At 67.8% G+C, this 12,802-nt stretch carries 11 protein-coding genes; 2 read left to right on the top strand and 9 right to left on the bottom strand.

Annotated elements, in window-relative coordinates; translation table 11 throughout:
- Window positions 1-52: 52 nt before the first annotated feature.
- The 4 genes from KIT25_08785 to KIT25_08770 form a co-directional block, all read right to left on the bottom strand.
- Complete coding sequence (locus KIT25_08785) at window positions 53-1,252, bottom strand: amino acid ABC transporter substrate-binding protein (GenBank protein ID UYN97006.1); 1,200 nt, start codon at window positions 1,250-1,252, stop codon at window positions 53-55.
- A gap of 95 nt (window positions 1,253-1,347) precedes the next feature.
- Complete coding sequence (locus KIT25_08780) at window positions 1,348-2,523, bottom strand: iron-containing alcohol dehydrogenase (GenBank protein UYN97005.1); 1,176 nt, start codon at window positions 2,521-2,523, stop codon at window positions 1,348-1,350.
- Window positions 2,524-2,779: 256 nt separating this feature from the next.
- Window positions 2,780-3,178 (bottom strand): type II toxin-antitoxin system death-on-curing family toxin, encoded by a 399-nt coding sequence (locus KIT25_08775; protein ID UYN97004.1) that lies wholly within the window; start codon window positions 3,176-3,178, stop codon window positions 2,780-2,782.
- Entirely contained in the window at window positions 3,175-3,402 is a 228-nt protein-coding gene (locus KIT25_08770) for an AbrB family transcriptional regulator (GenBank protein ID UYN97003.1), read from the bottom strand. The genes KIT25_08775 and KIT25_08770 overlap by 4 nt, the downstream gene beginning before the upstream one ends.
- 109 nt (window positions 3,403-3,511) lie before the next feature.
- Between KIT25_08770 and KIT25_08765 the strand changes: the two genes are divergently transcribed.
- Window positions 3,512-4,702, top strand: a complete 1,191-nt coding sequence (locus tag KIT25_08765; GenBank protein UYN97002.1) for a CoA transferase — start codon at window positions 3,512-3,514, stop codon at window positions 4,700-4,702.
- Here the strand turns inward: KIT25_08765 and KIT25_08760 are convergent.
- Window positions 4,683-5,765 carry an AI-2E family transporter gene (locus tag KIT25_08760; GenBank protein UYN97001.1) on the bottom strand — a complete coding sequence of 361 codons (1,083 nt, stop codon included), beginning with the start codon at window positions 5,763-5,765 and terminating at the stop codon, window positions 4,683-4,685. The two genes, KIT25_08765 and KIT25_08760, sit on opposite strands and share 20 nt — an antisense overlap.
- Window positions 5,766-5,883: 118 nt before the next feature.
- Between KIT25_08760 and KIT25_08755 the strand changes: the two genes are divergently transcribed.
- Window positions 5,884-7,482, top strand: a complete 1,599-nt coding sequence (locus tag KIT25_08755) for a GMC family oxidoreductase N-terminal domain-containing protein (GenBank protein UYN97000.1) — start codon at window positions 5,884-5,886, stop codon at window positions 7,480-7,482.
- On the opposite strand, the gene KIT25_08750 is transcribed toward KIT25_08755, so the two are convergent.
- The 4 genes from KIT25_08750 to KIT25_08735 form a co-directional block, all read right to left on the bottom strand.
- Complete coding sequence (locus tag KIT25_08750; protein UYN96999.1) at window positions 7,479-8,648, bottom strand: epoxyalkane--coenzyme M transferase; 1,170 nt, start codon at window positions 8,646-8,648, stop codon at window positions 7,479-7,481. The genes KIT25_08755 and KIT25_08750 overlap by 4 nt on opposite strands.
- A 10-nt stretch (window positions 8,649-8,658) precedes the next feature.
- Window positions 8,659-9,075, bottom strand: a complete 417-nt coding sequence (locus tag KIT25_08745; protein ID UYN96998.1) for an acyl-CoA thioesterase — start codon at window positions 9,073-9,075, stop codon at window positions 8,659-8,661.
- Window positions 9,062-10,528, bottom strand: coding sequence for an indolepyruvate oxidoreductase subunit beta family protein (locus KIT25_08740; protein UYN96997.1), 1,467 nt, complete (start codon window positions 10,526-10,528; stop codon window positions 9,062-9,064). The genes KIT25_08745 and KIT25_08740 overlap by 14 nt, the downstream gene beginning before the upstream one ends.
- A gap of 112 nt (window positions 10,529-10,640) precedes the next feature.
- Entirely contained in the window at window positions 10,641-12,788 is a 2,148-nt protein-coding gene (locus KIT25_08735) for an indolepyruvate ferredoxin oxidoreductase subunit alpha (protein ID UYN96996.1), read from the bottom strand.
- Between the last annotated feature and the right edge of the window lie 14 nt (window positions 12,789-12,802).

The raw sequence follows: 12,802 nt of genomic DNA, 5'->3' as shown, positions 1-12,802 counted from the left end.
CCGGACCGCGCCCGACGCGCGGTCCGGAAGATGTCGATGTCGACGCGGGACTCTAGTTCTTCCAGGTCGGCTTGGGCACCACGACGTTGGCGACGCCGGGACGCTGCGGCGAGACCCCGACGAAGATGCCGTCCTGCCACTGCCCGATCAGCCAGAAATTGTCCTTCATCATGTTGTCGACCAGCTTCACCTTGCCGAGCACCGTGTCGAAGGTGCCGGTTTGCAGCTCCTTGATGATGGCGGCGCGGTCGATCTTGCCGACCCGCTCGATCGCCTGCTCGAGCATCTGCAGCGACGAGTAGCCGATCTGGCTGCCCCAGCGGTCGGGGCCGCGCTTGAACATCTCCTCGTGCTTCTTGGCATACGCCTGGGTCGAGGCGTTGTCCTTCGACCAGCCACCGAGCGACATGACGCCCTCGACGTTGGCGCCGAAGCGCTGCGGATAGAGCGGGAAGCCGACGCCGACGCCGAGGAACATCACCTTGGGCGCATAGCCCGCCACCTTGGCCTGGTCGGTCAGTGCCAGCGTGTCGGGCGGATAGGAGAAGGCCACGAAGGTGTCGGCGCCGGAACGCGACGCCTCGCCGAGCAGCGGCGACAGGTCCTGCGTGCCGATCGGGTAGCTCTTGTCGTAGGCGAGCTTGAAGCCCGCATCGGCGAAGCCTTTTCGCGCCGCCTGGCTGAGATCGATGCCGAAGCCGTCGGCGATCGAGATCATCGCCACGTTCGGACCGATCTTGCCCTCGTCGCGCAGCTTCTTCAGCACCGCGACCAGCGCATCGACATACTGCTTCGACGTGCCGAGCAGCCAGAAGCTGTTCGGCCAGCGCTTGACGAGGTCGGGGGCGCGATCGGTCACCGCGCTGAAGGCGAGCTGCGGATAGCCGTACTTGTTGAAGACCGGCCCGACGGCGAGGTTGAGTCCGGTGCCCCACGGCGGGAACAGCAGGTCGACCTTGTCCTGCGTCACCAGCCGCTCGACCGCACGCACGGCCTCCTCGGAGTTGGAGCGGTCGTCGTACTCGACCACCTCGATTGGAACCCGCTTGCCGCCGATCATCAGGCCGCCCTTGGCGTTCACGTCCTTCACCCACATCTCGTAGTTCGGGATCTGGGTGATGTTGGCGCCGCCGGCATTGGGCCCGGTCTTGGAGATGGCGTAGCCGATCTTTACCTTGTCCTGGGCGACCGAAGGCGTCGCGACGAGTCCTGCCGCGGCCAATGCCGCGAGCGCGCTCAATGTCCGCATCATGGCGTGTCCCCTCTCTGCTGGGCGTTCCCGTCCGCTGGTTCTTATTCTTTAGACTGCCTCTAGACTATATTGTTGGGGGACCAAATCAATTCCAATCAAGCAGCCAGTTCGAGAATCTCGATCACTTGTTCGGGACGGTCGATCGGGCGCGGATTGTTGAGGACGGCCCGGTCGTGCATGGATTTCTCGCCGATCTCGCGGAAGCGGTCCGGTCCGACGCCGACATCGGCGAGACGCCTCGGCAGGCCCAGCTCCGCCACCAACACGGCGACGAGATCGGCCGCCAGCGTATCGGGCTGGCCGAAGGCCTCGCTCACCCGTTTCTGGCGTTCGACGTTAGCCGGCAGGTTCCAGCGCAGCACCGACGGCAACATCACGCAGGACGTGTGACCATGCGGCACGCCGCAGGCGCCGCCCAGCACGTGGCCGATGCCGTGGCTCGCGCCCGTGCCGACGCCCGAGGTCCCCGCGCCGATCGACAGCCACATGCCGAACTGCAGGTCGAGGCGGATTTCCATGTCGCCGGGTCTGGCCTTGTGGGCCGGCAAGGCGCGCGACAGCAACTTCAATGCCTCGGTCGCGGTACCGAGCACAAAGGGATGGGCCTGGTGCGAGCACAGCCGCTCGACCGCGTGGTCGACCGCCTTCACGCCCGTCGACAGCATGAGGTCCGTCGGCGTGTGCAGGGTCGCCGCTGGATCGAGCACGATGACCCGCGGCACGACCAGGCGATGGCCGAAACTCTCCTTCACGCCCCGGCGCGTGTCGGTGATGCCAGCGAAGGCATTGAACTCGGCCGCCGACAGCGTGGTCGGCACGGCGATCATGCGGATCGCGTTGGCCGGCGGCTGGATCGCTTCGGACGGTGGCGCATGGCCCTCCTTCGGCCGGCCGGAGCGATAGAGGTCGAGATCCTCGATGGCGCAGGCGTCTTGCCACAGCGCGATCAGCATCACCTTGGTCGCGTCGATCGCGGAGCCGCCGCCGACCGCCACGATCAGGTCGGCCCTGGCCTCGCGCGCCAGTCTCGCGCCCTCGATCACGCAGGTTCGCGGCGAGTGCGCGGTGATGCCGGCATAGACGCCGGCGCAGCGATCGCCGAGATCGCGCACGATGCCGGCCAGCAGCGCGCTCTGCGCCACCGATTTCGTGGTGGTCAGGAACACGCGCCTGGCGCCCAGCCGCTCGGCCTCGGCCCGCAGCGCCGATCCCGCCGCCCGGCCATAGACGACGCGCTCGATCTCCTGATGTCCGTGGATGCCGTTCAGCATGTCTACCGCCACCTCATCGACAAGCGAGGAAGCTTGGAACAATCGGAAGGCGGCAGTCCAGGAGACACGCGCCAAGTTCGGACAAGAGCCAACGTCTTGCACACGATCTCTTCCCAGCAAGGCAAGCCCTGTTCCGGGAAATCCACCCTTCCTCTCAGGCCGTCAGCATGTGAGTAGAAATACATCCTCATCGACGAATAACCGCGCTACGCCCGCTTAGCATTGGCCTTCTCTCCCAATGACGAGTGAGATTAGCCTATTTCCTTCCTATGGGCTTCACGTTGGTACGAAGGAAGGCTGCGTAGCCAGCCTCGTTGAGTTGGCTGGCGGCGAGTGCGAGAACGGCTTGCGCCGACGCCTCTTCACTCGCGCCAAACCGATACCCGTTGAGTTCGAGGAATAGAATGCCGACGACAAAGCCGGTGCGCTTGTCGCCATCGATGAAAGCGTGGTTGCCGACGATGCCGGCCGTGTAGATCGCCGCCAGCTCGATGACGTCCGCGTCGGGCCGATAGGCGTGATGCTGGAGCGGCCTCGCCAGCGCCGACTTCAGAAGGCCGAGATCCCGCGATCCGGGCTTGCCGCCATGCAGCGACAACAGCCGCTCGTGCAGCGCAAGGACGTCGCGCTCCTCGATCCAGGTCGGCTCTCTCACTTGGCGAGGGTATGGAGCGTGTTGCGATATCGGCTGATGATGCTGTCGGCCTTCGCCATCTTCTTTTCGAAGGCCGGGTCATAGGGCGTGAGCCGATATGTCCCGTCAGGTCCTTCGATCAGGAACAGGGGCTCGCCGTCGGCCGTGCGCAGCCGCTGCACGACGTCCTTCGGCAGCACAACGCCCAGGGAGTTACCGAATTTGCGGACCTTCAGTTCAATCATGGCGCGGCCTCGAACGTTATTACTAATGTAATAACATGCTCGGGCGTGCGCAAGCGCTCCTCAGTAGTCTATAACCGCCGCCGACAACGATGCCTTGGAGTGAAGCGAAATGCCGGGAGCCTTGGAAGGGCTGAAAGTCGTCGACCTGTCGCGGGTGCTGGGCGGTCCGTATTGCGGACAGATGCTGGCCGACCATGGTGCCGAGGTGATCAAGGTCGAGCCGCCGCAGGGCGACGAGACGCGCGGCTGGGGCCCGCCCTTCGACGAGGAGGGCATCTCGGCCTACTTCGCCGGCATCAACCGGAACAAGCGCAAGATCGCGCTCGATCTCTCCACGCCCAAGGGCCGCGAGGTGCTGCTGAAGCTGCTCGAGGAGGCCGACGTGCTGATCGAGAACTTCAAGACCGGCACCATGGAGAAGTGGGGCCTGGGCTACGACGCGCTGTCGCGGAAGTTTCCGCGACTGGTCCATGCCCGCGTCTCTGGATTCGGGGCCGACGGGCCGCTGGGCGGCTTCCCCGGCTATGACGCCATGGTGCAGGCCTCGGCGGGGCTGGTCTCGGTCAACGGCGCGCCCGATTCGGGACCGGTGCGTGTCGGCGTGCCGGTCGTCGATCTCTCCACCGGCATGAACGCCTGCATCGGCATCCTGATGGCGCTGTACGAGCGCAACCGCTCGGGCAAGGGCCAATTCGTCGACGCCACGCTCTACGACAGCGCCGTCGCGCTGCATCATCCGCACGCGCCCAACTATTTCATGGCCGGCCAGAAACCCAAACTCTACGGCAACAGCCACGGCAGCCTGGCACCCTACTGCAACTTCCCGACTCGCGGTCGCAACATCGTGGTCGGCGCCGGCAACGACGGTCAGTTCCGCAAGCTCTGCCAGATGCTCGGCAAGGCGGAGCTGGCCGACGATCCGCGCTTCAGAACCAACAAGGACCGGGTCGCCCACAAGCTCGAGCTCGAGGCCGAGTTGCGCGCGCTCACCAAGGATCGCGATGGCGAAAGCTTCGCCACCGAGCTGATGCGCAACGGCGTGCCGTCGGGCGCCGTCATGGAAGTGCCGGACGTCATGGAGCATCCGCACACGCGGCACCGCGACATGGTGTGGGAGAAGGATGGCTACCGCAACGTCGGCAACCCGGTGAAGCTCTCGCGCACGCCGCCCGCCGCGCGCAGCAAGCCCCGGACCTTCGGCGCCGATACGCGGGCGGTGCTTGCCGAGCGCGGCTATTCGCCGGCCGAGATCGACGCGCTGGTCGCCGACGGCATCGCCTTCACGGCGCCTCGTCGCTAACCGGCGGTCCGTTCATCCACGAAATGACGAGGTCGTAGAAGACGGCCAGCACGACCGGCCCGACGAACAGCCCGATCAGGCCGCCCGCCAGGGTGCCGCAGACGACGCCGGCCAGGATCACGGCCATCGGCGTCTGCAGGCCGCGCGCCATCACGATCGGGCGCAGCACGTTGTCGACCAGCAGCAGCGGCAGGGTATAGACGGTGAACAGCCCGGCGGTGAGCGCCGGCGCCTCGAACCACATCCACGCGATCACCGGCAGCATGACGATGTTGGGCCCGACCTGCACGATCGCCAGGACCAGGCAGACGAAGGTGAGCGGGCCGGCGAAGGGAACCTCGGCCACCAGCATGCCGAGGCCGAGCAGCGCCGACTGCAGCAATGCGATGCCGATCACGCCCTGCGAGACGTTGCGGATGGTCGAGCCGGCGATCTCGACGAAGCGTCGGCCGCGCGCGTCGGCGATGCGGCTGGCGAGACCGACCAGCGTCCTGGCGAGAGGCTCGGCATAGGCGAGCAGGACGCCGGCGACGATGATCGCCCCGGCGAACTGCAGCACCTCGAGGGCGACACCGGCGGCGATGCCGCCGACGAACCGGCCGAAGACGGCGATCTGACTGGCATGGGCGGCCAGCAATGCGCGCACGTCGTTGGCGGCGTTGAGCCACAGGTCGTAGATCCTGGCGCCGATCATCGGCCAGCCGCGCACCGATTCGGGCGGCGGCGGCATCACGTGCTCGCCGCGCAGCAGCATGCGGCCGTAGGTGTCGAGCGTCTCGACGACGGACAGGGAGAGCAGCACGACCGGCGTGAGCAGGATCACCAGCAGCAGCAGCGATAGCAGGGCGGCGGACAGGCCGGGCCGCAGGCCGAGCCTGCGCCGCAGCAGCGCGTGCAGCGGGTACGACGCCACCGCCAGGATCATCGCCCAGACCAGCAACGGCCCGATCGGCCGCAGCAGCATCAGGCTGACATAGGCCACCCCCGCGATCAGCGCGATCCTGACCGTCAGGTCGATCACGAACCGCCCCAGCTCCGCCCTGCCCTTGTCCGTGTCGATCATCGCCGTCTCCCCGTCGCTCGTCCCGCCACGTCCTAGCCAGCGGCACTGCCGCCGTCCATGCGCGACGCTTGTCGAGCGCTCACGTCTTCGCGGATACTCGCCGGAAAGGGGACCGGAAATGGATCAGTACGACTACATCATCGTCGGGGCTGGCTCGGCGGGCGGCGCGCTGGCGGCGCGCCTGAGCGAGAACCCGGCGACCAGGATCCTGCTGCTCGAGGCGGGCGCGGCCAGCCACCCCTATTCCCGCATGCCGCTCTCCTTCGGCCTGCTGATCGACAACCCGGCCGCCAACTGGCTCTATCAATCGGAACCCGAGGAGAACACGGCCAACCGGGTCATCCCGGTGCCACGCGGCAAGGTGCTGGGCGGCTCGAGCTCGATCAACGGCCTGGTCTGGGTGCGCGGACAGCCGCTCGACTACGACACCTGGGCGCAGATGGGCTGCCGCGGCTGGAGCTGGCGCGACGTGGCGCCGCTCTTCACCCGCATCGAGAGCTTCGTCGACGGCGACGGCAGCAACGGCCGCGGCACGTCGGGGCCGCTCAAGGTCTCGACGGTGCCCGACCAGAATCCGCTCTACGACACCCTGTTCGAGGCGGCGAAGGCGGCCGGCTTCAAACTCAACCCCGACTACAACAGCGAGGACCAGGAAGGCGTCGTCAAGACCCAGACCTCGATCTACAAGGGCCGGCGCATGAGCGTGGCGCACTGCTACATCGAACCGGCGATGAAGCGGTCGAGCAACCTCAACGTCGTCACCAACGCCCACACCCTGCGCGTCCTGCTCGACGGCAGGCGCTGCGTCGGCGTCGAGTACGAGAAGGACGGCAAGGTCGTGCAGGCCAGGGCGCGCGAGACGGTGCTGTCGGCGGGTGGCGTCGCCAGCCCGCAGATCCTCGAGCTCTCCGGCATCGGCAACCCCGGGATCCTGAGGAAGCACGGCGTCGAGGTGAAGCACGAGCTCAAGGCGGTCGGCGAGAATTTCCGCGACCACATCAACGCCCGCATCATCTGGAAGGTGAAGGACCCGCGCGTTTCCTACAACCACATGGCGCGCGGCCTCGGCGCCGTCACGCAGATGATGAAGTATCTCGCGACCGGCGGCGGCTTCATGAGCCTGCCCTCGGCCCCGCTGCTCGCCTTCCTCAAGACCCGGCCCGAGCTCGAGACGCCCGACGTGCAGATGCACCTGGTGCCCTACTCGATCAAGGATCCCAAGACGCGCAAGCTGCAGGATTTCCCGTCGATGACCATCGCCTGCTACCAGCTCCGGCCCGAGAGCCTGGGCTCGATCCACATCAAGTCGAACGACCCAAAGGCACAGCCGGCGATCCGCTTCAACTTCCTCGCCGACAAGATCGACCAGGACGCCATGGTCGGCGGCTTCCGCATGATGCGCAGGATCGTCGACGCAGCGCCGATGGACAAATACCGCGACAGCGAGTTCTCGCCCGGCCCGTCGGTGCAGAGCGACCAGGAGATCCTCACCTGGATCCGCAACAACTCGCAGACCGCCTACCACCCGATCGGCACCTGCCGCATGGGGCCGGCCGGACCGGGCACCGTGGTCGACGACAAGCTCAAGGTGCACGGGCTCGACGGTCTGCGCGTCGCCGACGCCTCGATCTTCCCCACCATGCCCTCGGGCAACACCAACGCGCCCGCCATCATGGTCGGCGAGAAGGCGGCCGACATCCTGAAGGCGGCGGCTTAGGCGGCCATCCGACCCCACAGCCTCCTGGTCGCGATGTCGGCGCCGGCGCGGCAGGCCTTGAGCTTCTCCCAGACGACGTCGGAGGAGACCATCTCGTAGCCGGCGAAGGTGCCGAAGCCGCAGTCGCTCGACGCGATCACGCGCTCGCGGTCGCCGACGGCATCGACCGCCTCGCAGATACGGTTGGCCACCACCTCGGGATGCTCGACGAAGTTGGTCGTGGTGTCGAGCACGCCCGGGATCAGGATGAACTCCGGCGGCAGCTTCGCCTTCTTGAGCGCGGCGTATTCGTGCTGGTGGCGCGGGTTGGCGAACTCGATCGACAGAGCGCCGACCCTCGCCTGGCACAGCACCGGCAGGACCTCGGCGAGCGGGATGTCGTGCAGGTGCGGCGCCTCGTTGTTGCCCCAGCAGCAATGCAGCCGCACCCGCTCGCGCGGGATGCCGGCCAGCGCCTCGTTGAGCGCCGCCACGTGCATCTCGGCGATGGCGACGAACTCGGCATTGGTCTTGTCGGCGAACAGCACTGTGCGCTCGAGCGCCAGGTCCGGCGAATCGATCTGCAGGATGAAGTCGCGGGCGATCAGCTCGTATTCCTTCCTCATCTCGCGGGCGAGCGCGAAGACGTAGGCCTCGTGGCTGTCGTAGTGCGCGTTCAGCATGGTGGTGGCGATGATGCCGGGCGCCGCGGCGGTCATGAACGTCTCGACGGGCGGCTTCGGCAGGCCCGCGAGCGCCGACTTGAAGAGGCGAACCTCGTCCTCGGCTGGGCCGAGATCGTCGTAGGCCACGTCGGCGATCGCCTGCGGTGCATTCGACACCTTGCTGCGCCGCTGCGCGCGCTTGTCCCAGAACGCGGCGAAGACCGGGAAGTCGGTGAAGTCGCGCGAACGCGGGCGCCTGGATTCGCCGCCAAAGCCCTTCATGCGCTGCGGCACGTAGGTCTGGAAGCCGACCCTCGGCTGCTCGCCGTCGTTGACGATGTCGACACCGCAGGCCATTTGCTGGCGCACGACGTGGCGCACCGCCTGGTCGGCGAGCCTGGCCATCTCGGCCCTGTCGACCGTCTCCCCCTGCTCGTCGCGGATCAACAGGTCCGACAGCGCCGGATCGCGCGGCAGGCTGCCGACATGGGTGGTGAGGATACGGTCCTCGCTGCGCTTCATGGTTCCTCCCTCAGCCCAGTCGCCGGCGCATTTCCTCGGGGATCGACACCGCCTTCAGCGTGCCCGCCTCACCGTCCTTCCTGCCCCAGATGCGCGTTTCCGTGCCTTCGGCCGCGATCTCGCCCGCGCTGTCGCGAAAGACGTGGCGCACGGTGAAGGAGGTGCGACCGAATTTCTCGACATGGCTTTCGATGAGGAGCTTCTCACCGGTCTGCGAGGCGCGCCGGAACGAGCACTCGGCCGCCACCAGCGGGGCGCCCTCGTTGAATTTGCCGCCCGTCAGGTCGTCGCGCTTCAGCCCGGCCTTGCGGAACAGGCGGAACGTCGCCTGGTCGAACCATCTGAAGTAGGACGGGTAGTAGACGATGCCTGCCGGGTCGCAATCCCCCCATTCGACCATGATCTCGTGACGGCTACTCAGCGGCATGTCGTACCGGCTCCCTCGATGTGGCAATGGCGGCGAGCGTACGGGCCAGCGACTGGCCCTCGGGATCTGCGAGTGCGGCGACGCGGGCGTTGGCCACGGCATCGGCCGCCGCGCGCGTCGCCATCCGGCCGACGAGCGCCGGCTCGATCACCTCGGCGACGATGCGGCGATAGCTGCCGAGGCCGCGCTTGTAGGTGTCGCCGTAGCCCTTGATCAGGCGCGCGCATTCAGCGATCTCGTGCGCCAGCTCGTGGCCGAGCGGTGCGGCGCGGCGGATCGCGTCGAGCCAGCGCTCGATCTCGGCCTGTTCCTCGGCATAGCGCCAGGTGCGCGGCCGCCACCAGCGCAGACCGGCGAGCAGGCGCAGGCGCGCGAAGCCCCAGACCGTCGTGCTGCGCACGTGCATCGAGACGTTGAAGGGACGGCGGGCGAGCAGCCAGCGCGCCGCCCACGGCGGCAGGAGGGCGGCGATCTCCTCGTTGCCTGGCTTGAAGTGCTCGGTGAGCTCGAGTGGTTCGTGCGGCTTGGCCCGCACCTCCGCCCGCACCCGCGCCAGCCGCTCGCGCGAGGTCTTGGCCTGCGCCACGCGGATCGCGTCCTCGAACGACATGCGCACGGCGAGGTGACGCGCCACGTCGCGCACCAGATCGTCCGGCAGCCCGCGCAGGCGATCGAGATAGAGCGCGGCATAGTGCCGATCCTGGTAGGCGACGAGCCGGCGAATGCCCTCCTCGACGATGTCGAGGCTGCCCGGCGGCAAGTCGCGCCGCGCGCGCTCGATCAGCGCCTCGCTGCCCGCCGCCGCGGCCTGGCGCTTGCGATGCTCGCGCACCACCTGCTCGAGCTCGCCCTTGGCATGACCGCGCCCGAAGGCGAAGCCGGCGAGGTTGGCGTCGACCGACTTGGCCGCGCCGCGGATCGCGGCCTCGAACGCCGCGTCGGGGATCGGCAGCTTGCCCGAGCCGGCGAGCGCGCCCAGCAGCACGGCGTTCAGCACGCTGCCCGCCTCCTCGGCGGCCTGGTCCATGTCGAACAGGATCTGCTGCCGGCTGCGCTCCTTGACCGCGCGCAGGAGCTTGCCGACGTCGAAGCTGCCGTCGCCCATCGCCGCGCGCTCGGCGATCGCCAGCACGCGATGCGTCGAGGCGATCAGCACCGTGCGGTCGGGCGTGACGAAGCCGTTGAAGATCATGCGGCCGGCCTCGAGCAGCTCGCTCGCCAGTGCCACGTCGACCTCGCCAATCGCCGGGTTGAGCGCCAGCACGCCGCCGATGCCCGGCCTCGGCATCACCTCGAGATAATAGGTCGTGGCGCCGGTGCGCTGGGCCACGCCCGGGATCTGCGTCGCCTGCACCGCCAGCCCCTGGCTCTGCGCCGCCACGACGATCCAGTCGCACAGCACGCCGCCGCCGTCGCCGCCCAGCGCGCCGATCAGGATCGTGACGGGCTTCATTATTCCTCTCCCCCGATAAGGGGAGAGGTTAGGAGAGGGGGTTGAAGGAGTTTTCGCAGCCCTCTCTCCCCGCCTCTCCCCCTAGCAGGGGAGAGGAATATGAAAGGACTGCTCAGCACGCCAACGCCTCGATCACTTTGAAACGGAAGCGCCACTTCAACCGATCCCACCAGCCCGGGTTCTGCACGATGTCGGCCTTGTAGAACGACGGACACAGCACCGCCGCGTCGGCGACCTCGCCACACAGGCCGCAGCCGACGCAGCCGTTGTTGACGTGCGCCACCGGGTCGGAGCGCAGCGGATCGGGGCTCGGCTTGACGACCAGCGAGGGGCAGCCCGAGAGGCGGATGCAGGAATGGTCGCCGGTGCAGACCTCGTCGTCGACGCCGAAGCGCGTGCGCACCACGCGCTTGCCGGCCTTCAGCTCGGCGGCGATCTGCGGGCGGATGCGACGCTGGCGCGCGAGCTGGCACTCGCCGTCGGCGACAATCACCTTCAGGCCCTGCTCCGGCGTCGTCATCGCCTCGCGGAGCGTCTTGAGCATGGTGCCGACATTGTAGGTGCGGATGGTGCGCAGCCAGCCCACGCCCATCGCCTTCAGGGTGGCGGCGATGTCCGACGTCGTCTCGCCGTCGCGCCGGTTGCCCGAGGTGTTGGGGATGAACTGCGCGCCGGTCGCCGAGGTGTAGCCGTTCTGCATCACCACCAGCACGCGATCGCCGCGGTTGAACATGGACGAGGCGACGCCGCTTAGCAGGCCGTTGTGCCAGAAGCCGCCGTCGCCCATCACCGAGATGGTGCGCTTCTGCATGACCGGCGCCACCGCGCCCGCCGCCGCGAGCGACATGCCGTAGCCCAGGATCGAGTTGCCGAGATTGAACGGCGCCAGGGTCGCGAAGGAATGGCAGCCGATGTCGCTCGAGATATGGACCTTGCCGACCTCGCGCTCGAGGATCTTGATGGCCGAGAACACCGGACGCTCGGGGCAGCCGACGCAGAAGCCCGGCGGCCTGAGCGGCAGCGGCCCGCCCAGCAGGCGCTGAGATTCGGCGCGCGCCGCCCGCGCCGCCTCGAAGCGCTGGCGCGGCGCGCCGAGATCGATGTCGTTGGCCGACTGCGACAGGAACTTCAGCAGGCCCTCGGTCACCACCTCGGCGGTGTACTCGCCGGCCATCGGCAGCACGTCCTTGCCGTAGATCCTGGTGTCGATGTCGCGCCGGCGCAGCAGGGCGTGGATCGCCTGCTCGATGTACTCCGGCCCGCCCTCCTCGACGACCAGCACGGCGCGCTTGTCCTTGCAGAACTCGGCGATCTGGTCGGGCACCAGCGGATACGTGACGTTCAGCACCAGGGTCGGGATACGGTCTTCGACCTCGAGCCGGTCGAGCCCGCGCATCAACACATTGGTGATGCCGCCCTGCACGATGATGCCGAGGTCGGAGCGCTCGCCCGGCAGCAACTCGTTCAGCCCGCGCTCGACGATGAACCGCTCGGCCGCCGGCCGGCGCACGTCGAACTTCAGCTTCTCGTGCGCGTAGGTCGAAGGCGGGTGCGAGATGCGGTCGTAATTGTGCTCGGCCGGGTTGGGCAGGCGATGGTTGCGCGAGATCGCCGGCGGCCGGTTGTCCCTGGCGACGAACTCGCCGGTGACATGGCAGGCGCGGATGCGCAGCTCCATCATGACCGGCGTATTGGTGGCCTCCGACAGTTCGAATGCCTGCTCGGTCATGTGCACCATGGTCGACAGGTTGGGCCTCGGATCCAACAACCAGACCGAAGATTTCAGCGCATAGGCGTGGGCGCGCTCCTGGATGATCGAGGCGCCCTCGCCGTAATCCTCGCCGACCACGATCAGCGCGCCGCCGATCACGCCGGGCGAGGCGAGGTTGGAGAGCGCGTCGGCCGCCACGTTGGTGCCGACGATCGACTTCCAGGTGACGCAGCCGCGGATCGGGTAGTTGATCGAGGCGCCGAGCAGCGCCGCCGCCGACGCTTCGTTGGTGCAGGTTTCGAGATGAATGCCGAGCTCGTCGAGCAGGTCCTGCGATTCGACCAGCACGTCGACGAGATGCGAGACGGGCGCGCCCTGGTAGCCGCCGACATAGCCGACGCCCGCCTGCAGGATCGCCTTGGTGACGGCGAGGATGCCCTCGCCGCGGAACACCTCGCCCTCGCTGAGGCGCAGCACCCGCACTTCCTCGCGGAACGAGCGCTCGGGATTGGTGCGCTGGGCGACCGGAACCTGCGGCTGATCGAGCATGGGCCGGAAGTATA

The organism is Enhydrobacter sp. (genome assembly GCA_025808875.1).
Taxonomy (GTDB): domain Bacteria; phylum Pseudomonadota; class Alphaproteobacteria; order Reyranellales; family Reyranellaceae; genus Reyranella.
The sequence above is the reverse complement of the archived record's forward strand: the minus strand, read 5'-3'. Positions and strand labels throughout refer to the sequence as shown.